The organism is Vibrio wakamikoensis (genome assembly GCF_050337275.1).
Lineage (GTDB): Bacteria > Pseudomonadota > Gammaproteobacteria > Enterobacterales > Vibrionaceae > Vibrio > Vibrio chaetopteri.
Genome location: NZ_JAKJST010000024.1, coordinates 84,053 through 109,835 on the forward strand (window position 1 = coordinate 84,053; position 25,783 = coordinate 109,835).

Genomic DNA, 25,783 nt, shown 5'->3' on the forward strand with positions numbered 1-25,783 from the left:
CTGCTTACTTTAGGTGATCCCAAGAAATATTGGAGACGATTCGGCAAGAATCGCACTTAAAGTAAAAGATGTCGTGCAGCGGCTCATCAAGCAACCACTCTCCACCACATTTCGGGCACTTACGTGCTTTTTCTTCCTCGAGGCTCTTACCGCCCACCTTGTACAGATAGTAGTACGTTGGGATTTGGGTAATGTACTCGATACGACCGCGAATATCCCAGCCACGACGGAACAGGTCACTGCCTACCTCAGACAGCTCTCGCAATGCTGCGTGCTCTGCTTTACAGCCACCTGCCATTTGAATTTCATCGCAAGCTTGCCACTCGGTTTGCCATTTAATCACCGTCTTATGGTCGCCATTGAGTGTCGGTGGGTTACGGTACAGCGGGATTGGCAGCAAGGTTTCACCACTTCGAAGCGGTGAACAGGTGTGCACATACGTGGTGTACAGCACTTGCCAGCTCGGCGTTTCATCTTCTGCTGCTTGCTCTGAATTGATATCACGACCCAGCAAGCGAACCTTAGGTGCCAACAGGCAAGCATCCGATAAACGCTTTAAACATACTTTTACGAAATCTGAGTGGTTACTTGGATGCAAGCTATCTTGCTCAGGACATACCGCGCGAACAAAGAATTCCCCCTCCCCCATCACCACCGGAAACTCGCGCCCTAACACTTGGCCGTTATAGCGCAGCGCGTCCATCAGACCGTTAATGCCCTTCTCTACCGCGCTGATCGTAGTGTTATCAAAACACTCAAAATGAAGCTCTACCACATACATAATTAAACGTCAGGCTCCAGACCGTTGAGGAATGTCTCGATATTCTCGGCAACCACATCGCGGCGATCAGTACCCAGACGCTCAAGAATCACGTTACCAGAGATGTTACAGATAGAAATCACATCCATATCAGCATCGGTGGCCGCAATGAATACGGTTGGTTTGAGCTTGAGGCGGCGCTGAGTCACTAGGTGACCCAAAATGTTCTCTTGCAGGCGAGTGAAATCATCATCGCTCCACACTTGCAGCAGCGTCAACTCGTTGCCCTGCCATGTGGCATTCATATCTGCGCTATACTGATGCCCATAGAAAGCTTTAATGTCATCGTGTAACGTTAGCTCTATCCCTTGCTCGATATTTTCCAAACGCTCAGGGACGTCGCGGACGCAGGCACGCCAATACACCGATTCGTCATCTTTGCGATCAATACAAGGGGACACTAAGCCATGAAGCTCTTCACTGGCTGGTAGTGTTTGATGCTTTTCTTGCCAAGCCTGTTGATAGCGCTGTGAAAACGCCTCTAAAGCTTGTTGTACACTTTGATTCATATGCTCTCCACTCATCCTTCAATTGTTCGGCGATTTCCGAGCACAAAGGATGACAGCTATTCAGGGATCTCGTAAAATTCGTTTTATTCTAATCGAAATATCACACAATTATGAGCAAATATTCCAACGCGAAAGAGCTTTCAGGACTCACACTGGGTCAAAAGACCGATTATGCCAACCAGTATGATGCTACCCTTTTGCAACCTGTACCACGAAGCCTAAACCGTGACGACCTTGAACTCGGTGATAGCTTGCCATTCCAGGGCTGTGATATTTGGACTATGTATGAGATCTCTTGGCTCAATGCCAATGGCTTGCCACAGGTCGCTGTTGGTGAAGCTTACATCCCAGCAACCAGTACCAACCTTATCGAATCTAAGTCATTTAAGCTGTATCTCAACAGCTACAACCAAACGCGATTTGATTCATGGGATGAGGTGCAAAGCACCATCGCCGGCGATCTATCAATCTGTGCCGGTGAAACGGTGACGGTAAAGCTTATCCCAGTAGGTGACTTTGAAAACACCCAGATCGTTGGCATGAAGGGCGAGTGCATCGACAACCAAGATATTCGTATCGACAGCTACGACTTTGATGCAGCACTGCTTGAAGGTGCATCTGGAGAGGAAGTGGTTGAAGAAGCACTACATAGCCACCTGCTAAAATCCAATTGCCTTATCACCAATCAACCTGATTGGGGCAGTGTCGAGATCCAATATCACGGCGCAAAGATCAACCGTGAAGCCCTGCTACGCTACCTTGTTTCGTTCCGTGAACATAATGAGTTTCACGAGCAATGTGTTGAGCGTATCTTCACAGATATTATGGCGTACTGTAAGCCAACAGAGCTAACCGTGTATGCTCGCTACACGCGCCGTGGCGGTTTGGATATCAACCCGTACCGCTCAAACCAGCACAGCGCACCTTCTCACAACATGCGTATGGCACGACAGTAAGCACTCTCAATTAATGGAAACCGTCATGGGCTCAAAAATTTGGACAGTATTGGCTCTGCTTTGCTCACTGATTGCAGGAGCAGCGCACGCTAAAACGTCCTTTACGTCTCCGATTTTAGTAGAGGCGGATAAGTTGGTAGATATTGAACCGGCAAAAGCACTGGAGATTGCCAACAAGTATCTGACCGATCGTACCTTTGCTGAGCCTAATGACGACCGACTACCGAAACTCAAGCGTGATGACACTGACCAGCGTATTCGCACACCGCTAAGCAGTGTCAATGCGCTGCAGATCGTTGCCAAGGCTCAGTTCAATCTAGGTGATAGCCAAGCTGCCATGCAGAGTTTGCTGCTTGCTGAGTCGATGACCGAAAAATACCAATTGCTGTTTTTGGCGCTGGATGTGCGTATCCTGAAAGCTAGGCTGCACTGGCTTACCACGAACGAAGCAACCAAAGCCTTGGCGACACTCGAGCAAGTTGAGCGCGACCTTGAGTCAATTCGCAAAGGACAAAACATTGCCAATCGAACCAGCTATCGCATCAAGATTTTGCAAGCACAGATCGCTTCTAACGAAAACGATTTTGAGCTAGCCAATAGCCTGTTCCAAGCGGCGCTGTCTTATATTCCGAATGACAAGCTATCAAAATGGCAAATCGACTTTCATACCAAGTTTGGTAAGCACTATTTACATCACCGTCGATACAACGAAGCCCTGTCTGAACTGCTACTCGCTTACTGGTCTGCCATTGAGCTTAACAGTAGCGACCAGCTAGCGAGTATCAACCAACAGCTTGCACAACTATTTATGCAACGCCAAGTACTCGACAAAGCGCTTGAGCACTTGTCACAGGCGGCTGACTTCTACGGTACCTACCCAGAATCCCCAATTCTTGCTGATGTGCTCAAGCAAATGGGGGATGTGTATTATTTGCAAGGTAAATACAACCTAGCGTTAGTGCACTACTTCAACGTGATTGATCAAAAGAAGACTGATAAGAACATCGAAAAAGTTATCGATATTCGCCTCAGTCTTGCTTCTACCTATTTACAGCTCTACAACTACCCATTGGCGGAGCAGTATTTGGCACGTGCTGAAAAACTACTTAGCTACTCAGATCTGCCAGAGCTAGAAACCAAAGCGGCGCTGCTTGATGCGGGACTTGGTTACTTCCAGCAAGATAACAAGCAAGTAATTGGGCAAGCGAAACGAGCATTGACACTCAGCCAATCACTCGCCATGAGCGAGTCTCTTGAACAAGCTTCACTCGAGCAGCAAGCGTATCAATTACTTGCACTCGGTTATGAGCAAAGTGGCAAGTTTAAACAAGCACTCAGCAACATTAAAAAAGCCAACTCACTGCGTATTTATCAACAGGCTCAGCTCAATCAAATCAGTGAAGAAGCATTCCGTAAGCAAAGACAGTTTGTCGAGCAAGGTCTGCATTACGAAATCCAAGAGCAAGAGCTTGCTGAAGCGCTAGAAAAACAAAACAAATTTCAAAAAGTGGCGCTTGGCCTATTCTGTATAGCCTCGCTGTTGGCACTGATGGTCCTGCGCCTAAGCTACACCAATAGGCGCAATAAGAATGAAGTTGAACAGCTGAATGAAAACCTGTTTACCCACGCGCGTTCAGGTCTGCCGAATCTGCGTCTTCTCAATGCTAACTTGCCAAGCTCTCTGCAACGTACTCAGCGCTACTTTGAGCAGTGGCAAGTCGGCGAGCTTATCAATGAGCCGCTCAGTGACCGCTTACGCTTTGTGATGATTGATGTGCCGTTTCTTCGCAATATGTATCTGCAAAACGGTTACGAAGCAGGCTTAGAGTTGGAACGCGCATTTGGTGAGTTTATTCGCAGTAAAATTGAAGCGCCAGCTCGTATCTATCACTTTTCTGATGCTAACTTGCTGTATATCGAGCCAAGTATCAAGCCACGCACGGCGGAAAGCCTATTTGAAGAGATTCAAAGTTGGATCAATGAGTTTGAGCAAGATCGTAAGATCAATCGCATCGTACGAGTCGGCATGGCCAACTACCCATTCCTGCCTCGCGCATACACCGCCATCAACGACAAAGAGCTGCTCGATATCTTATTAGTCGCCACACACATGGCGCGCGAAGTCAGCATGCGTGAAAGCCAAAGTCATTGGGTTTACCTCAAGGCGATTGATAATGCGCCAGCAGCAAGCCTTGCCACCGACAATGTCAGACAAGCCTGTCGCACAGCGATAAAACAGGGGTTAATAAAAGTTCACTCTTCTTCTCAGAATGAGGACGGGTTCAAAAAATCGTTGATGAGTGAGTAAAAAGTCCGCAGTTGAACACTGAATAACGTGACGTTGTGATGTTTTTTGATATTATCGATCAATACATCAATAAGATTCCCATCTGGTTTGTTTTAAAGGATTTATGAGCTCACAGGATAGCGAGACATTAGAGCATCTCCACCAGCTTAAAGTGCAGGTGGAGCAATTACGTGTAGCTCACCGCGATGCTTCGCTTAAGTCGCGTCGTGAACAAGCCATCCTCAAACGTTTCATTTCGACACTCAGCAATAGTCATATTGGTGCCCACTCGCGCATTGACGATAAACTGATTGAACTCCGCCAAGAATTAGAGCATAACAAGGACATTAGTACTCTGGTGCCCAAGTTTGCCATCTTGGAGCGTCTCATCGGCCAAAGGTCCGTTTCGATGGAAAAACAACAGCTATCATTGGAAGAGCAAACAAGGCGCAGTGGCGAAACACTGCAGCGCATTGGTGGCTTGCCTGCTCAAATCAAACGCGACCTGAGGAACGTATTGGCTTTCAACGATAAAAGTTCGTTGAAGCTTACTGACAATGCCGTCAAGCTGCTGGCCATTTATGAGCGCGCGACCAAGATAATCACTTCCAACTCTGCATTATTACCAAAAGAATCGGAGCCAACCGAGAATAGTGGTTTACTACAGAATCTCAATGAAGAGCTGCAAAACCTAATTACTGAACTTGATTTCGATGGTGAACCGGGTGAACAGTTATTCGAGATCCGTTATAAACTACTAACGGACGCTTCATCGAATCAATTACTCGAGCATACCTTGCAGGTGTTAAGACTGGTCATTGACGCCACTAAATATGAACGCCGCACCTCGCAGCAGTTCCTAGAACAAGTCAACGGCTCACTTTCTTCGTCACTGAAGAACAACTCGCAAAACCTCGATCAAAGCCAGATCTACTTCGAGCAGCGCCAAAATATGAGCAAGGAGCTGCACAACCTGGTCTCTAGCGGTAAACGTGGCATTGCCTCAGTGCAAGACTTAGAGGAAGCCAAGCGTGCGATGACGCCATTGTTTGCTCAGCTTGCGTCATTAACGGAGCGTCTGCAACATGCCGAAGTAAGAGAAGCTGCGCTGATTGAGCAGATGGCACACAACAAGAACCAGCTTGAAGCACTTTACGATAACACACAAGACTATCGTCGCCGTTTAGAAGACCAGTCTCAACGTATGCTGCTCGACCCACTGACCAAGGTTTATAATCGCACAGCTCTTTTAGATAAGCTTGAAATTGAATACCGCCGCTGGCTGAAGAATCAGCACCCACTCTGGGTTGTGGTATTTGATATCGATAAGTTTAAGAGCATCAACCACAACTTTGGTTACAGTGCCGGTGATAAAGCACTAAAGATCATCGCCAAAACCATCGCCAACTCGGTCGACAAAACCGATACCGTCGCACGCTTCTCTGGTGAAGAGTTTATTTTGATCATGCCCGAGCAGAACGAAGCAACAAGTTTGGCAAAAGTACGTGAGATCCAGAAAAAAGTCAGTAATTTGCCGTTTAAGTTCCGCGACCAACTGCTCACGATTACCTTAACAGCAACCAGTGCGCTGTTTAGCCAAAATGACATTCCTGAAGATGTGTTAGAGCGCCTACACAAAACCTTGTCCCACACACAAAAGCTTGGCCCGAACCAGCTCGCGTGGAACCCATAATCTCGCTATATTTTTCAGATAGTTATAGAAACCTTCCTGACATTTGCTACTCTAATAGTTAATCGCTTGTAAATTTTGGCCAAAAGCGCCCGTATAAACCTTGCGATAGATAACTATAACAATGAACCCAAAACACCTGCGTTCTCGATTCAGTGGGCACCCGAACAACCAACTTTCTCTTGCCCCACACAAAAGATCGCAGTATTCGGTTCTAGATAAGGAATTTGCTTATGATCACTCACATTAGTCCCGCGGGTAGCATGGATCTTTTGTCTCAACTCGAAGTTGAGCGCCTTAAAAAGACCGCGTCTAGTGACCTATATCAGCTGTATCGCAACTGTACGTTAGCGGTACTTAACTCTGGCAGCCACACCGATAACTCAAAAGAGCTACTGGATAAACACCAATCCTTTGATGTCAACGTCATGCGTCGTGAGCGCGGCATCAAGCTCGAACTCACCAACCCACCAGAGCATGCGTTTGTCGACGGTCAAATCATCAAAGGTATTCAAGAGCACTTGTTTTCGGTGTTGCGTGATATCGTCTACGTCAACATGCACCTTGCAGACAATCAGCGCCTAAATCTGACCAACTCGACCCATATTACCAATCTGGTGTTTGGTATCCTGCGTAATGCAGGCACTTTGATTCCCGGTATCGACCCAAATTTGATTGTCTGCTGGGGCGGTCACTCCATCAACCCCACTGAGTATCAGTACACCCGTGAAGTAGGTAACGAGCTTGGTCTTCGTGAGCTGAACATCTGTACCGGTTGTGGTCCTGGCGCGATGGAAGGCCCGATGAAAGGCGCAGCGATTGGCCACGCCAAGCAGCGTTATACCCACCAGCGCTATCTAGGCCTGACTGAACCGTCCATCATTGCTGCTGAGCCGCCAAACCCTATCGTTAATGAACTGGTCATCATGCCAGACATTGAAAAGCGTCTTGAGGCGTTTGTGCGTATCGCTCACGGTATTGTCATTTTCCCTGGTGGCCCGGGTACAGCCGAAGAGCTACTCTACATACTGGGCATCATGATGCACCCGAATAATACTGAGCAGCCGATGCCAATCGTGTTAACGGGTCCAAAAGAGAGTGAAGCGTATTTCCGCTCTATTGATGAGTTTGTGCGCTCGACACTCGGTGAGGAAGCCACCAAATACTACGAGATCATCATTGCTGACCCAGAAAAAGCCGCCAAGATCATGAAGCAGGCCATGCCAGCAGTAAAAGAACACCGCAAGAAAAATGGCGACGCCTACAGTTACAACTGGTCACTGCATATCGAGCCGGAGTTCCAACTGCCATTCGATCCAACCCACGAGAACATGGCTGGACTCGATCTTCATCTGAATCAGCGCCCAGAAAACTTGGCGGCAGCACTGCGTCAAGCCTTCTCAGGCATCGTCGCTGGTAACGTGAAAGCAGAGGGTATCCGAGAAATTGAGCGCCATGGACCATTTATGATTGATGGAGACAAAGCCTTGATGAAGAAAATGGACAAACTGCTCAGCGATTTTGTGACTCAACAGCGCATGAAACTACCGGGTTCTGAGTACATTCCGTGTTATCGCATCGCGAATGGCGAATAAAACCTGAAACTCAGTAGCGTTTTATTTACAATAAAGCCACGTTTCCTCGTGGCTTTAATTTTATGTCAATTCATCTTGTTATCATCGATGCTCTAAACCTGATCCGCCGAGTCCATGCGGTGCAACCCGATCCCACTGACATAGAAAGAACCATACAGACTACCTCTCGTACACTACGCCGCATCGTTGATGAAGCGCAACCGACGCATATTATTGCGGTATTCGATCACCACGAACAAGACAGAGGCTGGCGCGGGGACATCCTGCCTGAATACAAGCAGAACAGAAAGCCAATGCCAGAGCCGCTCTACAATGGTCTAGATAAAATCCAAGATGCGTGGTGGCAGCTCGGTATTGATTCACTACTCTCCGAAGGCGATGAAGCGGATGACTTGGTAGCAACACTTGCCGTTAAAGTTGCCAGTCATGGTGAGAAAGTCACGATTATCTCGACCGACAAAGGTTATTGCCAACTGCTCTCCCCGACTCTACAGATACGAGATTACTTCCAACATCGCTGGCTGGATGCGCCTTTCATTGAGCAAGAATTTGGCGTAAAACCAGAACAGCTTTCCGATTACTGGGGACTAACAGGCGTGAGTTCGTCACAGGTACCAGGCGTTGCTGGAGTTGGCCCAAAGGCAGCAAAAGAGATTTTGACCACGTACAACGACATTGAGTCGGCGTATGCCTCTGATGAGCTTGCAGCTAAATATCGTAAGAAGCTCGATGAGCACATCGAGATGGCGAGAAAATCAAAGCAAGTATCGGCACTCAAAACAGATATTGAGCTCGGTTTTAATCTGCAGGATATTCGATTTGAAGGCCTAGGCACGAATACCTAGACCTTTTAGAGACGCTCTAAACCAAATTAGTATGGTGAGATATTGGATAGCACTTGAATATGCACCGTGATTTCCTCACGGTCATGGTACAAGTGCTTCGCTTGCAGCTTGAACTTCACCTTGTTCTCAATCAGGAAGATCTTTAGGTTCTCAATGTCTTGTAGAACCTCATCATAACGACCTTTCATTGGCAGTTTAAGGTTGAAGATCGTCTCTTTCGCCCAGCCACGAATCAACCACTCACCCATTAACTGTGCAACGCGAGACGGCTTCTCGATCATGTCACACACCAACCAAGTGACGTTCTTGCGCGGTGGCTCAAACTTAAAGCCATCTTCTTGATGGTGCTTAACTTGACCAGTTTCCATTAGGCTATCTGCCATCATGCCATTATCAATCGCATGGACGAACATAGAGCGGCGAACCAACTGATACGTCCACCCACCAGGACACGCACCAAGGTCAACACCCCACATGCCTGATGCTAAGCGCTCATCCCACTCTTCTTTGGGAATGAACACGTGAAATGCTTCTTCTAGCTTTAACGTTGAGCGGCTTGGCGCATCTGCCGGGAACTTAAGACGTGGAATGCCCATAAAGAACGCAGAGTTGTTGTTCGGGTGAGAGTAACCCACATAACAATGACCCGGTGCGATAAAGCAGATGTGTAATACCGGCTTTTTAGCATGCTCTTTATTAAACAAGTAACCCTTGCCACGCATCGCTTGACGCACTGGCACGGTAAACTTACGGCAGAACTTGAGCAGCTCTTTCGCTTCGTTGGTGTCTGGAGTCTCAATACGGATATCGCCACAACGAGGGAAGCCTTCCACTTCATCGAGCGCAGCAAGTAGCGGAGAAATGCGATCATCGGATGGCAGAGCTTCAAGCTCGCTAGCAATCGCAAACATTTGACGAGCGAAGATAAGCGATTGGAAATCAATATCGCGGATAAGCCTGTCCGCATCACCGTCTTGGTAACACTCAAAAATCACGTAGCCTGAGTTGTTTTTGACTCGCGGGAAGCCGAATACCTCTAGGGCTGTCGCTTTGTCTTGAATTTCGCCTGCACACTCTTTCTCGAACCCAGAGCGGCAATAAAGCATTACCTGTTTCACTGATTGACTCCATCTTTGTTTGTTTCGTCAGTCATCTGATATCCAGCATAAGCGAGGAACCCCCAACCTATCATAAACATCACCCCGCCCAGTGGAGTAATGGGACCAAACCACTTCACTCCTGTTAGCGCTAGGGCGTATAGACTACCGCTAAAGAAAAGGATGCCGATGATAAAGCAAATCGCGGCGCGATGAAATGCCTTTTGCGCTTTCTCTGCCCGGCTATGTAATGCAAAAAGCGCACATAACAACAGTGCTAGGGTATGGATAAACTGATAGGTCACACCCGTTTCGAAAACGCCCAGAAGATAAGGCGACAGAAAGCTTTTAAGGCCATGAGCCGCAAATGCCCCTAGCCCGACACTAAGAAGTCCCGACAACGCAGCAATAATAATGAGTGTACGACTACGCACTGGCTTCTTCCATATCATTGATGCCTTTAATAAACAGCGCTAAACGATCGGCGGCCATTTGGCGGTTTTGCGCTTCGGTGAAACCCGACGATTTTCTTGGTTTAAAGCTGTGGTCGCCATCGGGTACAAAGCTCACTTCGACCTTATCTGAAAGAATAAAGTCTGCAAATTCTTCTTGCTTACCAAAGGTGTCACGCTCACCTTGTAAGATAAGACATGGCTTTGTCATCGTCGCCAAGTGGTCGCCTTTGAAGTTTTCTGGCTTACCCGGCGGGTGAAAAGGAAAGCCTAAACAGGCAATTGATTTCACTAGTTCGTGCTCAGAGAGCAGTGACGCCATTCGTCCGCCCATCGACTTGCCACCAATGACAATAGGCGCGCCGTTAGCAACGTGCTCTATTACCTCTGTCATCGCCTCAAGTAGCTTTGGCGCGCGATCTGGCGGTCGCTTTTTGCCGTCTTCTGCACGTTTCACCATGTAAGGGAAGTTGAACCTGACAACGCGGATACCCTTTGTAGATAAACGAGCAGCCATATCTTGCATAAAGTCATGCTCCATACCCGCGCCAGCACCATGAGCAAATAAAAACAGCGGACCGCGCTCTGGTCCATCAATAATAAGCTTAGTCATCTAATAATACCTCTTGCTCACTTTGTGCTTTAGCTAGCATCCAATCTCTGAATGTAGCGATTCGTCCCATGTCGGCCTGTTTATCATGGCACACTACATAGAACGCATTTTTACTGACCAATACTTCATCAAATGGCGCAATAAGTCGACCAGCATCCAGCTCTGGCTGAGCGAGAACATTATTTCCTAATGCAATGCCTTGGCCGTGTGCTGCGGCTTGCAGAACCATAGTGGAGTGACTGAAGATCGGACCATGATTGACGTTCACGCCTTCAAGGTTATTTTGTTTAGTAAACTGCTTCCAGTCTTTACGCGAGGTATCATGCAGCAATGTGTGCTTAGAGAGATCTTCAAGCGTATTGAGTGGTTTAGAGCCGAGCAAAAGAGCGGGGGCACACAAGGGAACCAAAAACTCTTGATACAGTTTGTCAGCACGCAGTCCCGGCCAGTTGCCGCGACCGTAGTAAATCGCAACGTCAACGTCGTCGGTTAACGACCCTTCATCCATATCCACCGCTTTAATACGCACATCGATATCAGGCTCTTGCTCATTAAAGTCAGCGAGGCGAGGCACAAGCCACTGAATGGCAAAGCTAGGTGGTAAGCTGATGGTCAGAGCGCCCTTCTCACTGCGCTCTAGCACCTTATCGGTCGCTTCGGCCAAAGATGTGAAAATATCTTTGATATCAAGAAAGTAGCTTTGGCCTTCTTCGGTAAGTAGCAACGAGCGATTTCGACGGCGAAACAGCTTTAGACCTAAAAATTCTTCAAGCGCTTTGATTTGATGACTGACTGCCGCTTGAGTAACAAACAGCTCTTCCGCCGCTCGAGTAAAACTCAAATGGCGCGCGGCGGCCTCAAAAACTTTGAGCGAATTGAGGGGAGGCAAACGTCTCGACATAACGACTCTCTAATGCATTAGTTTTTTTAATCTGAAACATTATAATTTGTCCATTGCCGAACAGCCAGAGAAATTCTATATTTCACCCCGTAAACGCGAGTCTGAACGGCTCGGTTCTCTCTAGAACCGATTGACTTGCGCTTGCGATGTTGTGTTTGCAATCTCGATTTTCGAGTTAGGTAGAATTCTACCACCACACCTTGGCTAGTTATCCCCTAGTTGATGTGTGTACTTCCTGTATTTTTGACCTGTCTGTCAAATTTTCTTACACCGCCTATATGGCGGTGTTTTTTTATCTAAATTTTATTCACTTACTCAGTGATAAATTGTCCCATAAAAAAACGGCCACCCAAGGTGACCGCTTTCTATAGTTTTGTTAATAGCTGAGCTAATCGTTTTTCGTCGGATTAGTCTTACAGACCTGCATCAGCAAAGACTTGATTCACAATCTCTTGTGCTTCAGCTTCGATCTGTTTTAGGTGCTCATCACCCTTAAAGCTTTCGCAGTAGATTTTGTAGATATCTTCTGTGCCTGAAGGACGCGCAGCAAACCAACCATTTGCCGTCGTCACTTTAAGACCGCCGATGGCTGCACCGTTACCAGGAGCGTGAGTTAGACGAGCGGTAATCGCATCGCCAGCCAGTGTTTCCGCCGATACCATTTCTGGTGACAACTTCTTAAGTACGTTCTTCTGCTCTGTATTTGCCACAGCTTGAATACGATTGTACTTAGACTCGCCGTGTTTAGCCGCTAGCTCTTCATAGTACTGCTGTGGGTTCTTACCCGTTACCGCGGTAATTTCTGCTGCTAACAGGCAAAGAATGATGCCATCTTTGTCTGTTGACCAAGGCGTACCATCTTTACGAAGGAAAGACGCACCAGCACTCTCTTCACCACCAAAGCCAAACTCACCGTTATAAAGGCCATCAACAAACCACTTGAAGCCAACTGGCACTTCGCACAGTGTACGGCCAAGGTCAGCAACAACACGGTCAATCAGTGCACTTGATACCAGCGTCTTGCCCACAGCAACATCATCACGCCATTCGCTGCGATGACGGTATAGGTAATCGATACATACTGCTAGGTAGTGATTCGGATTCATTAGACCTTTTGGTGTGACGATACCATGACGGTCATAATCTGGGTCATTACCAAATGCCAAATCATAATCATCTTTAAGCGCTAGAAGGCCTGCCATTGCATATGGCGATGAGCAGTCCATACGAACCACACCATCTTTATCAAGCGACATGAATTGGAACGATGGATCAACGGCTTCACTTACCAAGGTTAGATCTAGGTCGTACGCTGCACCAATTTGACGCCAGTAGTCGATGCCTGAACCGCCCAATGGATCAACACCAATCTTAAGGCCTGCTTTTTGAATCGCTTCCATATCGATAACGTTGACTAGGTCATCAATATAAGGCTTCACCAAGTCACGCTCTTCAAACAAATCATCCGCTTTAGCAACCGCGATAGGTAGACGCTTCACATCTTTCATCTCGTTGCTGATGATTTCGTTAGCACGATCTTCAATCGCTTGAGTGAGCTCTGCTTCAGCAGGACCACCGTGAGTTGGGTTGTATTTGATACCACCATCTTGCGGTGGATTGTGCGAAGGTGTGATCACAATGCCATCGGCTTTTTTATCGCTCATTAGATTGTGCGTTAAAATCGCATGTGAGATACCTGGTGTTGGCGTGTAGCCGTTATCTACTTGCGCAATAACATGAACACCATTCGCAACCAATACTTCAACCACAGTCGCGAACGCTGGCTCAGACAAGGCGTGGGTATCTTTACCCACAAACAGTGGGCCTGTCGTGCCTTTCTCTGCGCGCACTTCTGCTACCGCTTGTGCAATAGCAAGAATGTGGTTTTCGTTAAACGTCGCTTTGTCCGCGCTGCCGCGGTGACCAGAGGTGCCAAACTGAACACTTTGTGCCGTGTTATCCGCTTCTGGTTGAATTAGGAAATAATTGGATACTAGCGCTGGAATGTTATGAAGGTCTTGTTGCAAAGCCTTCTGGCCCGCGCGTGGGTGTATAGCCATAACTGACGTCCTTTCAAATTTAAGCTTAAAAATACAAAAAACCTCATAATACTCGTTTAAGTTTGAACATTATGAGGTTTAAATCGAAAATCTTAGATAGAAGCCGTGACTTTCTCGATGAGCTCAGCGGGGAACTCCATCATGGTCATCACCTGTTCGACCATCTGCCTTTTGCGGCTAGTATTGGTGTTGGTAATCACCCAAAGCGGCGTATTTGGAATGGCTTTTGGCTTGGTCGTATTACCGCTTTCTAGTAGCGTCGCTTCATTGTTTGCGAAGTAGACTCGCTTGCGGCCTTTTACTTGTGTCGCCTCAGAAAAGCTTTCTGGGTTCAAGCGATGCAACGTAGATAGCACCAGCATAAAGCGATCAATGGCTTTTTTCAGTCCAGCGAATTCGTCAGAAATCAGTAGAGAGCGCATCTCTTTTACTGAATCAACGGTTTCTGCTTTTGGTGCCTGTTTACTCACGACAATCGTCTTAGCGGCAGCGGGCCTCTGTTCCGTCTCGGCTGCATCTACCTTTAATAAACGTCGTAAGATATCTGAAGCACTTTCGCCAATGTGGTGGGTCTGGCTTGCAATGTAACGGTATAGATCCTCATCAACCTCAATTGTTTTCATTCGCTTTTCACAATCTCTATGTTTAAACTCTGGATGATTATAACGAGTTCCGCGATGAACCTCCACGTTAAACACATCACGAATAACAGAAAATGTCAGCTTTATTAAACTACAAAAGAGAAGGTCAAGGTACACCAGTCGTTCTAATCCATGGACTGTTTGGTGACTTGAATAATCTTGGCGTGCTCGCCAGAGAACTGAAACAGGATCATGATGTCATTAGTGTTGATCTCAGAAATCATGGTCGCTCATTTCATAGTAACGATCACGATTATGCATTAATGGCGAGTGATATCATCACGTTACTAGAAGATCTCAACGTCGAAAGGCCTATTATTATCGGCCACTCAATGGGCGGCAAAGTCGCCATGAAACTGTGTGACTTTGATTACCCGATTGAGAAGCTTGTGGTGATGGACATGTCCCCAGTTAAATACACCATCCGCCGTCACGATAATGTGCTCGCCGGCCTCAACGCAGTCTGTCAGCAAACTCCGAAGACTCGCGTCGACGCCATGGCAGTCATGAGTGAACATATTGAAATAGAGGGCGTGCGTCAGTTCTTGGGTAAGTCACTATACAATGCAGGTGAGCATATGGAGTGGCGCTTTAACCTTAAAGGGTTGGAGAAAAATTACTGGAACATTCTAGACTGGCAGCCAATCAGCAAAACCGACACACCCGTTTTGTTTCTTAAAGGTGCGGATTCCGATTACCTGCAAGTCGATCATCAAGCACAAGTACAACAGCAGTTTGCGCAAGTTAAGGTGCACATTGTTGCCAATACCGGACACTGGCTGCATGCAGAAAAGCCTAACGAAGTGCTACGTGCGATACGCAAATTCATTTAATTTTGACCTACATCGTAAGCAGGTTGATTTCCATGGATTAACTTTACCGAGCAACAATGGTATAGTTCCGCGCAAGCATATTGGCACAAAGGAATACCATGCTTTACGACTATATAGATAAACTCGAGTCCATTGGTTTGGATCTGTTGTTTGCATCGATCTTTTTTCTGATCGGCATGGCAATCAAAGATGTACTAAAACAAGGCAATGTCCCGGTGTTTGGTCGACGTATTGTGTGGCTTGTACTGTTCTTAGGCTGTGCAGGTTTTGTCGCGAAAGGCATTATTCAGCTAAGCTGGGAAGGTACAGGACTAGGCTAATTACCTCCATTCCTGAGTCCAACGAAGACAGATAAAAAGGTACTGAATTTATGGCAAGTGTAGGTCTATTCTTTGGTAGCGATACTGGCAACACAGAAGCTATTGCAAAGATGATCCAAAAACAATTGGGTAAACAGCTCGTTCACGTTCAAGACATTGCTAAAAGCAGCAAAGAAGACATCGACAACTTCGATCTTCTTCTACTTGGCATCCCAACTTGGTACTACGGCGAAGCACAAGCAGATTGGGATGACTTCTTCCCAGAACTTGAAGGCATCGACTTCTCAACTAAGCTAGTAGCTATTTTTGGCTGTGGTGACCAAGAAGATTACGCAGAGTATTTCTGTGATGCGATGGGCACAGTGCGTGACATCGTTGAAGCGAAAGGCGGCACGATCATCGGCTACACACCAACTGAAGGTTACGAGTTTGAAGCATCTAAAGCGCTAGTTGAGGGTGATGAATCTCAATTTGTTGGTCTATGTATCGATGAAGATCGCCAGCCAGAGCTTACTGACGAACGCGTATCAAACTGGACTAAGCAGATTTACGAAGAGATGTGCCTAGCTGAGCTAGAAGACTAATCTCTACGCTTTAAAAAAACCTCCTAACGGAGGTTTTTTTGTATCTGAATATGGCAACAACAAACCTTACGTCTAGGCATTAACCGACTCTGACTCCACATCCCGGAACTGCGCCTTTTTACGAATGTAGAGCTTACGCTGGATAGTCGACACTATCTCACCTTTGTCATTTTGAATATGACTGACAAACTCAGGAAAACACTTCTCACCTGTCTGAGTGCTCTTCAAAATGTCCTCTAGCATATCTTGGCTAATGACAAACTCTGCCCGCAAATCAGAAAACCCCGGCTTAATGAAGTCAATGCTCGCTTCCTTATCCCAAACATAATATTGCTCACGTAAAATCCCCATTAACATCAATGAGTAAATAGGATCCGTCATTGAAAAAATGCTGCCACCAAACTGAGAACGATTGGCGTTTTTGTTCCACCATCGCAATTTCAAACGCACTTTGACACTGCGAAAATCATCACTGATCTCCTCTATACGGATGCCCGCTCCCCAAAAAGGTGGCCAGATGTTCAGCGCGAACTTAACGTACTTAGGTTTGTATATTTTGGCGAGTCGTTTATCCATCTGATTCATCCATTACTGCAAGTCCATTAAATGTAAACAGATTGTAACTGGTCAGACGTGTTTGTAAAGTGACACAGTTCCACTTCTATGTTAATAGTTAGTAACCCTTTGAACTTCACGGTTTATTGTTACGCGCTAGTACCCTATAATGGACGGATACATGAAATCTGTTTATTGCTGCAGATCATCACAGGAAAGTTTATGTCAGACAATAACAAGGCACTTAAGGACGCGGGACTGAAGGTCACGTTGCCTCGACTAAAAATTTTAGAAGTACTGCAGAAGCCAGAGTACCAACACATTAGCGCAGAAGACTTGTATAAAAAGCTTATCGACCTTGGCGAAGAGATCGGTCTAGCGACAGTTTATCGCGTACTTAACCAATTTGATGATGCTGGCATTGTTACTCGCCACCACTTTGAAGGTGGTAAGTCAGTATTTGAACTATCAACTCAACATCACCACGACCATCTAGTCTGCCTAGACTGTGGTGAAGTGATTGAATTCTCTGATGACCTTATCGAGACTCGTCAGCAAGAGATCGCAGCAAAATACAACATTGAGCTGACTAACCACAGCTTATACCTATATGGTAAGTGTATTGGCGGTGCGTGTAAGACTGACCCTAAGGCACATAAGCCTAAGTAAGTCTTTATTTTGATACAAAAAAACCAGCCTAATGGCTGGTTTTTTTGTGGGTTGGGTTTGGTGAGTGCTGTTTTTTACCCCTCCTAGCCTCCCGGCTACGCGCCCCGCTTTTAAGGGGAGGGACCATAGGCTCGCTGCGCATCGCCTTATAAAAAGTGCAATGTTACGTTAGTAACGAGCAGTGGTTCTCCCCCTTAATAAGGGGGAGTTAGAGGGAGTAAGCTCTACAAGCTCTTAAACCTACTTCCCTTCAATCTTCGCCCAAGTATCACGAAGACCAACCGTACGGTTAAAAACCAAAGACTCAGCAGTAGAATCTTTAGAATCCGCACAGAAGTAACCCATACGCTCAAACTGGTAACCTTGCTCCGCTTTCGCTACTGCCAAGCTTGGCTCAACGAAGCCGTTAATTACAACCAGTGAATCTGGGTTGATGGTTTCAGCAAAGTTATCTGCCGCTGCCGGGTTTGCTACGGTAAACAGACGATCGTATTGACGAATCTCTGCAGGAAGACCTTTATCCGCTGATACCCAATGGATAACGCCTTTCACTTTACGGCCGTCTGCTGGGTTTTTACCTAGCGTTTCTGGATCGTAGCTACAGAAGATAGTCGTGATATTACCCGCGTCATCTTTCTCTATACGCTCAGCTTTGATCACATACGCGCCACGTAGACGAACTTCTTTACCTAGCACCAAACGCTTGTACTTCTTGTTCGCTTCTTCGCGGAAGTCTTCACGTTCAATCCAAACTTCACGAGTAAATGGAACTTCGCGAGTACCCATTTCTTCTTTATTTGGATGGTTAGCAAGCGTTAACGTCTCACCTTCGCCTTCGTAGTTTTCGATAACAATCTTAACAGGGTCAAGTACCGCCATCGCACGAGGTGCGTTCTCGTTGAGGTCTTCACGAATACAGGATTCTAGAGAACCAAACTCGATCATGTTTTCCTGCTTAGTCACACCAATACGCTTACAGAACTCACGAATTGATGAAGGAGTAAAGCCGCGGCGACGCAGACCAGAGATCGTCGGCATGCGTGGGTCATCCCAACCGTGAACCAATTTCTCAGTTACAAGTTGGTTTAGCTTGCGCTTAGACATCACTGTGTATTCAAGGTTTAGTCGGCTGAACTCATACTGACGAGGCTGACAATCGATAGTGATGTTCTCAAGTACCCAATCGTATAGACGACGGTTGTCTTGGAACTCAAGCGTACATAGTGAGTGCGTAATGCCTTCTAGCGCATCTGAGATACAGTGAGTGAAGTCATACATCGGATAGATGCACCACTTGTCACCTGTTTGATGGTGTTCAGCAAAGCGAACACGATATAGAACAGGATCGCGCATCACCATGAACGATGAGCCCATATCGATTTTTGCACGTAGACATGCCGTAGCTTCTTTGAAGCCGCCGTCACGCATTTTCTCAAACAGCGCTAGGTTTTCTTCAATTGAACGGTCGCGGTAAGGGCTTGGCTTACCTGGTGCGGTTAGCGTACCACGGTACTCGCGGATCTGCTCTGGACTTAGCTCGTCAACGTACGCTAAGCCTTTGTTAATTAATTCAACCGCATACTCGTAGAGCTTGTCGAAGTAGTTTGATGAATAGCACACTTCACCAGACCAATCGAAGCCCAACCAGCTTACATCATTCTTAATTGACTCAACGTATTCAACGTCTTCTTTTTCAGGGTTGGTGTCATCAAAGCGCAAGTTGCACTGACCCTGATAGTCCTGAGCAATACCGAAGTTCAAACAAATAGATTTTGCGTGACCGATGTGCAGGTAGCCATTTGGCTCCGGCGGGAAACGAGTATGCACGCTAGTATGCTTGCCATCCGCTAAATCTTTATCAATGATTTGGCGAATAAAGTTCGATGGACGAGCCTCAGCTTCACTCATCTATAACACCTCTATGTTTTAAGTATTGTCAGATATATAAACGCTAATGATCCACAATTCTTTGAGAAACCTCAACAAGAACTCGCATTTTCATTAGATTATTTTAGTACTGATTTATAGACAGGTGATTCGCAAGGTTCGGAAGGCATAAAAAAAGCCTCTCGGGAGAGAGGCTTTGGTATGGAAGTCAATGAGTCAGAGAGTGATTATGGCAGTTTCACTTCTGATAGGTCTTCACCAGCGCCGATAGACTTCATTTCGCCAGCGATGATTTCTGCTAGAGGGCCAAGGATAACTTGTAGGTTGTTTTCACCTAGTTTAACCACACCTTTAGCACCTAGTTTCTTAAGAACCTTCTCGTCAGCAACAGAGCGGTCTTTAAGCGTTAGACGTAGACGAGTGATACAAGCATCGATAGACGTTAGGTTATCGTGACCACCTAGAGCTTTTAGGTATTGGCGAGCTAGGTCACCGCTTTTGCCTTCACCAGCTGCAACTTCTACTGCTTCGTCATCGTCTTCACGACCAGGCGACTTCAGGTTGAATGCGCGGATTGCGAAGCTGAATGTGAAGAAGTATAGAGCACCGAATGCTAGACCGATTAGTAGTAGTACGAATGGCTTAGTTGCTAGACCCCAGTTTAGGATAAAGTCGATTAGACCTGCAGAGAAGCCGAAGCCGTGTAGCGTACCGAACATGTTAGCAACCACTAGAGCAAGACCAGTAAATACTGCGTGCATTGCGTATAGAGCTGGAGCTAGGAATACGAACATGAATTCTAGTGGCTCAGTGATACCTGTTAGGAAAGAACAGAAAGCTACTGAGAATAGAGCGCCACCAACTTGGCTGCGTTTTTCAGCTGGTGCTGCTAGGTACATTGCTAGTGCCGCACCTGGTAGACCAAACATCATTACAGGGAAGAAGCCGTTCATGAATACGCCAGCGCCTTTGTCGCCGCCGAAGTAGCGGTGTAGGTCACCAGACTTAACTGTTTCAGTTACTTCTTTCACTGTTGCAGTGATTTCAGGCGTTACTGAGTTAGCAAATTCGAATGTGTGAGACTGACCAGCGACTAGAGTCTTAGCAAGAGCAGGGTCAACACAAAGCTGTTGTAGTGCAGGAAGTGCTTGACCAGCAGCTTGAGCGCCAGTTACTAGAACTTCTTGACATGTACCCATGCCGAACCAGAAGTACGAGTTTAGTACGTGGTGTAGACCTACAGGGATAAGTGCACGGTTGAGTGTACCGTATACGAATTGGCCAACTGCGCCAGATGTAGATACTGCATGTGCTAGCGCGTCTAGGCCACCTTGGATTGAAGGCCAAACCACACCGGATACCGCACCTGCGACTAGAGCAAACAGACCTGCCATGATAGGTACAAGTCGCTTACCAGAGAAGAATGCTAGCCACTCAGGCAGACGAGTTGCGTGGAACGCGTTGTAACAGTGACCTGCGATGATACCTGCGAAGATACCGCCGAAGAACGACATGTTTACGTCAGCGTTGATAGTTGTTGCTGTTGCTGTCAGTACGAAGTAAGCAACCGCACCAGCAAGACCTGCTGCACCGTTACCATCTTTAGAAAGACCAATTGCAATACCTAGACCGAAAAGAAGAGGCAATTGGCCGAAGATCGCACCACCAGCTTGTGCCATAAATGGAATGTCTAAAAGGTCGCCTTGACCCAAACGTAGTAGAAGCGCCGCAATTGGTAGCGTTGCGATAGGTAGCATCAATGCCTTACCTAGCTTCTGCGCATATCCTAGAATATTCACCTTAAGTTCCCCCTATAGGATTTAAATTTTTGGACGACTTATTTTAGCCGTTCAATTTAGTCCTATTCAGTGTATGGAATTAAATTCGCCCCGCAAATTAAAACCTTATCAATTGTGATCCTAATCACCAGTTTTTGCCAAAATACAGGCTTTTTGCTAGCGAGATCATAAAACTTATTTTATCATACGAAAAAATAGCCAAATCTAAGTAGGATTCTGGCCATGAGAGTTGCAAACACAAGCAGTTAAATTGCGATATAAATCAAGTTTTATACCGTATTAAAACGCTAAAAAACGATAATAACTCTCATGTAATCATTGAGTTACTTTGATTACTTTAACTATTTACAACTTGCTGACTAAAAATTTGTTTCGTTACTAAGAGCTATAAATCAATATGATTCAAGCACTGCGTCGTAACGGGCTAGAGAGAATACAACACAAGGATTCACTAACTATGTATGCATTAACGAACGGTAAGGTCTTCACAGGTACTGATGTTCTGACCAATCATGCGGTGATCATTGATGGCGACACCATCCAATCTATCGTCCACGAATCAGAGCTGTCTGCCTCTATTGAGCGTATCGACCTTAACGGTGCGAACCTAAGCCCAGGTTTCATTGACCTACAGCTCAACGGATGTGGTGGTGTGATGTTTAATGACGAGATCACAGCAGAAACCATTCATATCATGCATAGAGCCAACCTAAAATCTGGTTGTACTAGCTTCCTACCAACGCTTATCACATCTTCTGATGAGAACATGCGTCAAGCTCTATCCGCGGCGCGCGACTACCACAACCAGTACCAAAATCACTCTCTAGGTCTGCACCTTGAAGGTCCTTACCTAAATGTAGCGAAAAAAGGCATCCACAGCCCGGACTTCATTCGCCAATCTGATGAAGCGATGATTGATTTGATCTGCGAGCACCGTGATTTGGTTGCCAAAGTAACGCTAGCGCCTGAGCAAAATGCTCCAGAGCATATCGAGAAGCTTCGTGACGCAGGTATTGTTGTCTCTATCGGTCACACCAACGCCACTTATGAAGAAGCGCGTAAAGGTTTTGATGCAGGTATCACATTCGCCACTCACCTGTTCAATGCGATGACGCCAATGACAGGCCGCGAACCCGGTGTTGTAGGTGCAATCTACGACTCATCTGACGTATACGCGGGCATCATTGCTGATGGTTTCCACGTGGATTACGCTAATATTCGCATCGCGCATAAAGTGAAGGGTGAAAAGCTCGTATTAGTGACGGATGCCACAGCTCCAGCGGGTGCTGACATGGAATACTTTATTTTTGTCGGTAAGAAAGTATATTACAAAGATGGTAAGTGCGTAGATGAAAACGGCACCCTAGGTGGCAGCGCACTGACCATGATAGAAGCGGTTCAAAATACAGTTGAACACGCTGGTATCGCTTTGGACGAAGCTCTTCGCATGGCAACGCTCTACCCAGCAAAAGCCATGGGGGTCGACAATAAACTTGGTCGCATCAGAAACGGCATGGTGGCTAACCTGACGGTATTTGATAGAGACTTCAATGTTCAAGGCACGGTTGTTAACGGACAATACGAGCAAAATTAAGCATGAATGGCGGACAAATAGGTAACGTAGATTTAGTAAAACAACTCAATAGCGCAGCGGTTTACCGTTTGATAGACCAGCAAGGGCCTATTTCGCGTATTCAAGTTGCAGATGTCAGCCAGCTGGCGCCTGCGAGCGTTACCAAAATTACCCGCCAACTGCTTGAGCGCGGCCTCATTAAAGAGGTCGCTCAGCAAGCTTCAACCGGCGGCCGTCGCGCTATCTCCCTCACAACCGCTGTGGAGCCATTTCACTCAGTAGCGGTTCGCTTAGGTCGAGACTACATCTCATTTTCTTTGTATGACCTAGGTGGCAAAGAGCTCGCGTTTTCTCACAAAGAGCTGTACTACACCAATCAAAACGAGCTAAGCGAAGGCTTACTTGTTGAGCTGCGTGAGTTCCTAAAAGAGCACAGCCCTAAAATCGAACAGTTGATTGCTATTGGCGTCACTCTGCCTGGTTTGGTTAACCCGACAACAGGTGTGGTCGAGTACGTACCGAATACCGACATCGATAAACTTGAGCTCGCCGATCTGGTCAAACAGCATTTCAAAGTCGAGTGTTTTGTTGGTAACGATGTGCGTGGCCTTGCGCTAGCCGAACATTACTTTGGTGCGAGCCGCGATTGCCAAGATTCAATCCTGGTCAGTGTTCACCGTGGTACCGGTGCAGGTATTATCGTTAACGGTCAAGTATTCCTAGGCCATAACCGCAACGTCGGTGAAATTGGGCACATCCAAATTGATCCGCTCGGTGAGCAATGTCAATGTGGCAACTTTGGCTGTCTTGAAACAGTCGCATCAAATCCTTCTATCGTTAAGCGCGTGCGCACACTGATCGATCAAGGCTACGAGTCAACACTGGCGCTCAAAGAGCACATCACCATTGAAGATATCTGCTCACACGCACTCAATGGTGACGAACTGGCGAAACAAAGCCTGGTTCGCGTGGGCAACCAGCTCGGTAAAGCCATTGCCATCACGATTAACTTGTTCAATCCACAAAAAGTGATCATCGCTGGTGACATCACCATGGCGAAAGACATTGTATTCCCGGCTATTCGTCGTAACGTTGAAAACCAATCTCTGACGACCTTCCACACTGACCTTCCGATTGTGGCGTCTGAAATTGATAAGCAACCAACGATGGGCGCTTTTGCGATGATCAAGCGAGCTATGCTTAACGGCGTTTTGTTACAAAAACTCCTTGAAGATTGAACAAATGTTGCGAAATAACTCAGCACGCTGAAGACAATTTCGAGTAGAATATAGGCCGCACAATCGTGCGGTCTTTTTTATCGTGGATAGTTAATAAAAAATATATGGAATTAATTCTCATCACTGTCGCCTTCGTCGCAGGCTTTCTCGCACTCAAATGCCAACTCCCCCCTTTAGTGGGCTTCCTGCTCGCTGGTTTCCTTTTGCATGACTTTGGCTTTGAGTCGACCCCCACTATTACCACTCTTGCCGATCTTGGTGTGACGCTATTGCTGTTTACCATTGGCCTGAAGCTCGATATTAAGACCTTACTGTCCAAAGAGATATGGGCAGGTGCCACAGTGCATAACTTACTGTCCACATTATTGTTCGCACTGTTATTGCTGGGGCTTAAGTTCCTAGGAGTGACTAGCCTTGCCAGCCTAGACATCAACCAACTCATTCTGCTTGGCTTTGCCCTATCCTTCTCGAGTACCGTATTTGCCGTCAAAACCTTGCAGGAAAAAGGCGAAATGAACGCTACCTACGGCACGCTCGCTATCGGTATCTTGGTTATGCAAGATATCTTCGCGGTGGTTTTCTTGACTGCTTCCACTGGTAAATTCCCAGAATGGTATGCCATCGCACTGTTTGGCTTGCCGCTACTGCGCCCGCTGATGTTTAAGTTCCTTGATAAAGCCGGCCACGGCGAAATGCTGGTACTAAGCGGTATTTTCTTTGCGCTAGTGATGGGAGCCGGTCTGTTCGAACTTGTTGGGATGAAAGCGGATTTAGGAGCGCTAATCCTTGGCATGTTGCTCGCATCGCATCGCAAAGCCTCCGAGCTGTCAAAGTCTCTCTTTAATTTAAAAGAGCTATTCCTCGTTTGCTTCTTCCTAAACATTGGCTTGGCCGACGAACCCACCATGCAGGGCTTTATACTTGGTGCGTTACTGGTACTACTATTGCCACTCAAAGGCATACTCTACTTCGTTGTCATCAACGCCTTTAAGTTTCGCGTTCGCACCTGCCTTCTTACCACGCTCACGCTATTCAACTTTAGCGAGTTTGGTCTAATTGTTGGCGGCCTGGCTTTCAAGCTTGGTTGGATCTCGGGAGACATTTTAGTCGCACTCGCCATTGCAGTATCGCTGTCGTTTATCATCTCAGCACCACTAAATCGTGTTGGTCACGCCATTTATCTGCGCAGCGCCAAGTGGCTCAAAGAGCAAGCCGCTGAGAATATCAACACTCGCGATCAATTTATCAACCCTGGTGAAGCTCAAGTGTTGATTTTAGGTATGGGTCGTATTGGCAGTGGTGCCTACGATGAACTGTTCGAGCGTTATGGCAAAGTCTGTCTCGGCGTCGAGGTGCGAGAAGAGGCGGCTAAGCAGCATCAGCAAGAAGGTCGCAACGTCATAGCAGGTGATGCCACCGACCCTGACTTTTGGGAGCGCATACTCGATACGGCTCATGTAAAACTGGTTTTACTCGCCATGCCCCACCACCAAGGGAACCAAACGGCGCTTGAACTGCTGCAAACCAAACAGTTTAAAGGTCAGGTTGCTGCGATTGCAGCTTACCCAGACCAACTTGCTGAACTCGAAGAGATGGGCGTAAGCGCTGCATTTAACATATACAGCGAAGCCGGCAGCGGTTTTGCTCGCCACGTATGTGAACAGCTACAACCTAACCTTAAATAATCGCCTTCAGTCAGCCACTTTTTAGTGGCTGACTTTTCCTTTCTGGCCAAAAAATAGCCCAAGATAGAAAATATTTACCATAAATCAGTTTTTAGTGAATGAATTTTAAAAAGACTCCACTTTTATTTTATTTTTCATTCCTCACGGTTGCTTTTTTTTGAGCAGATGGCAAAT

The 25,783-nt window shown here is 46.7% G+C and carries 23 protein-coding genes; 12 read left to right on the forward strand and 11 right to left on the reverse strand.

Annotation, left to right across the window (positions count from 1 at the left end; translation table 11 throughout):
• Positions 1-4 precede the first annotated feature (4 nt).
• Complete coding sequence (locus tag L4C42_RS14830; protein ID WP_418641991.1) at positions 5-781, reverse strand: Zn-ribbon-containing protein; 777 nt, start codon at positions 779-781, stop codon at positions 5-7.
• A gap of 2 nt (positions 782-783) precedes the next feature.
• Positions 784-1,329, reverse strand: a complete 546-nt coding sequence (gene syd / locus L4C42_RS14835) for a SecY-interacting protein (protein ID WP_353496922.1) — start codon at positions 1,327-1,329, stop codon at positions 784-786.
• Between the two features lie 110 nt (positions 1,330-1,439).
• Between syd and queF the strand changes: the two genes are divergently transcribed.
• The 5 genes from queF to xni all read left to right on the forward strand — a co-directional run bounded on the left by queF (position 1,440) and on the right by xni (position 8,702).
• Complete coding sequence (queF, locus tag L4C42_RS14840; protein WP_353496923.1) at positions 1,440-2,285, forward strand: NADPH-dependent 7-cyano-7-deazaguanine reductase QueF; 846 nt, start codon at positions 1,440-1,442, stop codon at positions 2,283-2,285.
• A gap of 25 nt (positions 2,286-2,310) precedes the next feature.
• The gene (locus tag L4C42_RS14845) at positions 2,311-4,593 is read left to right on the forward strand and encodes a tetratricopeptide repeat protein (RefSeq protein ID WP_353496924.1); all 2,283 of its coding nucleotides are present in this window, start codon (positions 2,311-2,313) and stop codon (positions 4,591-4,593) included.
• Between the two features lie 103 nt (positions 4,594-4,696).
• Complete coding sequence (locus L4C42_RS14850) at positions 4,697-6,265, forward strand: GGDEF domain-containing protein (RefSeq protein WP_353496925.1); 1,569 nt, start codon at positions 4,697-4,699, stop codon at positions 6,263-6,265.
• A 230-nt stretch (positions 6,266-6,495) separates the two neighbouring features.
• Positions 6,496-7,857: a nucleotide 5'-monophosphate nucleosidase PpnN gene (ppnN, locus tag L4C42_RS14855; protein WP_353496926.1), complete on the forward strand. Its 1,362-nt coding sequence runs from the start codon at positions 6,496-6,498 to the stop codon at positions 7,855-7,857.
• Between the two features lie 62 nt (positions 7,858-7,919).
• Entirely contained in the window at positions 7,920-8,702 is a 783-nt protein-coding gene (gene xni / locus L4C42_RS14860) for a flap endonuclease Xni (RefSeq protein ID WP_353496927.1), read from the forward strand.
• 26 nt (positions 8,703-8,728) lie between these two features.
• Here the strand turns inward: xni and rlmM are convergent, their stop codons facing one another.
• From rlmM to seqA, 6 genes are all read right to left on the reverse strand, one after another.
• Complete coding sequence (gene rlmM, locus L4C42_RS14865; RefSeq protein WP_353496928.1) at positions 8,729-9,820, reverse strand: 23S rRNA (cytidine(2498)-2'-O)-methyltransferase RlmM; 1,092 nt, start codon at positions 9,818-9,820, stop codon at positions 8,729-8,731.
• Positions 9,817-10,233 (reverse strand): DUF423 domain-containing protein, encoded by a 417-nt coding sequence (locus L4C42_RS14870; RefSeq protein ID WP_353496929.1) that lies wholly within the window; start codon positions 10,231-10,233, stop codon positions 9,817-9,819. Before L4C42_RS14870 ends, rlmM begins: the two co-directional genes overlap by 4 nt.
• Positions 10,226-10,864: an alpha/beta family hydrolase gene (locus L4C42_RS14875; protein WP_353496930.1), complete on the reverse strand. Its 639-nt coding sequence runs from the start codon at positions 10,862-10,864 to the stop codon at positions 10,226-10,228. Before L4C42_RS14875 ends, L4C42_RS14870 begins: the two co-directional genes overlap by 8 nt.
• Complete coding sequence (locus L4C42_RS14880; protein WP_353496931.1) at positions 10,857-11,765, reverse strand: transcriptional regulator GcvA; 909 nt, start codon at positions 11,763-11,765, stop codon at positions 10,857-10,859. The genes L4C42_RS14875 and L4C42_RS14880 overlap by 8 nt, the downstream gene beginning before the upstream one ends.
• A 413-nt stretch (positions 11,766-12,178) precedes the next feature.
• On the reverse strand, positions 12,179-13,825 hold the full coding sequence (pgm, locus tag L4C42_RS14885; RefSeq protein ID WP_429761043.1) for a phosphoglucomutase (alpha-D-glucose-1,6-bisphosphate-dependent): 1,647 nt from the start codon (positions 13,823-13,825) through the stop codon (positions 12,179-12,181).
• Between the two features lie 92 nt (positions 13,826-13,917).
• Positions 13,918-14,448: a replication initiation negative regulator SeqA gene (seqA, locus tag L4C42_RS14890; RefSeq protein ID WP_353496933.1), complete on the reverse strand. Its 531-nt coding sequence runs from the start codon at positions 14,446-14,448 to the stop codon at positions 13,918-13,920.
• A gap of 92 nt (positions 14,449-14,540) precedes the next feature.
• Between seqA and L4C42_RS14895 the strand changes: the two genes are divergently transcribed.
• The 3 genes from L4C42_RS14895 (at position 14,541) to fldA (ending at position 16,203) form a co-directional block, all read left to right on the forward strand.
• Complete coding sequence (locus tag L4C42_RS14895; RefSeq protein ID WP_353496934.1) at positions 14,541-15,299, forward strand: alpha/beta fold hydrolase; 759 nt, start codon at positions 14,541-14,543, stop codon at positions 15,297-15,299.
• Between the two features lie 98 nt (positions 15,300-15,397).
• Complete coding sequence (locus tag L4C42_RS14900) at positions 15,398-15,619, forward strand: DUF2788 domain-containing protein (RefSeq protein WP_042496654.1); 222 nt, start codon at positions 15,398-15,400, stop codon at positions 15,617-15,619.
• Between the two features lie 50 nt (positions 15,620-15,669).
• The gene (gene fldA, locus L4C42_RS14905; RefSeq protein ID WP_112459625.1) at positions 15,670-16,203 is read left to right on the forward strand and encodes a flavodoxin FldA; all 534 of its coding nucleotides are present in this window, start codon (positions 15,670-15,672) and stop codon (positions 16,201-16,203) included.
• 72 nt (positions 16,204-16,275) lie between these two features.
• On the opposite strand, the gene L4C42_RS14910 is transcribed toward fldA, so the two are convergent.
• The gene (locus L4C42_RS14910; RefSeq protein WP_353496935.1) at positions 16,276-16,779 is read right to left on the reverse strand and encodes a DUF4442 domain-containing protein; all 504 of its coding nucleotides are present in this window, start codon (positions 16,777-16,779) and stop codon (positions 16,276-16,278) included.
• 201 nt (positions 16,780-16,980) lie between these two features.
• On the opposite strand from L4C42_RS14910, the gene fcrX reads away from it, so the two are divergent.
• A complete protein-coding gene (gene fcrX / locus L4C42_RS14915; protein ID WP_353496936.1) occupies positions 16,981-17,427 on the forward strand; it encodes a ferric iron uptake transcriptional regulator FcrX in 447 nt (148 codons plus the stop codon).
• A gap of 240 nt (positions 17,428-17,667) precedes the next feature.
• On the opposite strand, the gene glnS is transcribed toward fcrX, so the two are convergent.
• Both glnS and nagE read right to left on the reverse strand, forming a co-directional pair.
• Positions 17,668-19,335: a glutamine--tRNA ligase gene (glnS, locus tag L4C42_RS14920; RefSeq protein ID WP_353496937.1), complete on the reverse strand. Its 1,668-nt coding sequence runs from the start codon at positions 19,333-19,335 to the stop codon at positions 17,668-17,670.
• A gap of 206 nt (positions 19,336-19,541) precedes the next feature.
• Entirely contained in the window at positions 19,542-21,113 is a 1,572-nt protein-coding gene (gene nagE / locus L4C42_RS14925; protein WP_353496938.1) for an N-acetylglucosamine-specific PTS transporter subunit IIBC, read from the reverse strand.
• A gap of 457 nt (positions 21,114-21,570) precedes the next feature.
• Between nagE and nagA the strand changes: the two genes are divergently transcribed.
• The 3 genes from nagA (at position 21,571) to L4C42_RS14940 (ending at position 25,609) form a co-directional block, all read left to right on the forward strand.
• Positions 21,571-22,707, forward strand: a complete 1,137-nt coding sequence (gene nagA / locus L4C42_RS14930) for an N-acetylglucosamine-6-phosphate deacetylase (RefSeq protein WP_353496939.1) — start codon at positions 21,571-21,573, stop codon at positions 22,705-22,707.
• Between the two features lie 2 nt (positions 22,708-22,709).
• Positions 22,710-23,924 (forward strand): DNA-binding transcriptional regulator NagC, encoded by a 1,215-nt coding sequence (nagC, locus tag L4C42_RS14935; protein ID WP_353496940.1) that lies wholly within the window; start codon positions 22,710-22,712, stop codon positions 23,922-23,924.
• 104 nt (positions 23,925-24,028) lie between these two features.
• Positions 24,029-25,609, forward strand: a complete 1,581-nt coding sequence (locus tag L4C42_RS14940; protein ID WP_353496941.1) for a cation:proton antiporter domain-containing protein — start codon at positions 24,029-24,031, stop codon at positions 25,607-25,609.
• The last annotated feature ends 174 nt before the right edge of the window (positions 25,610-25,783 follow it).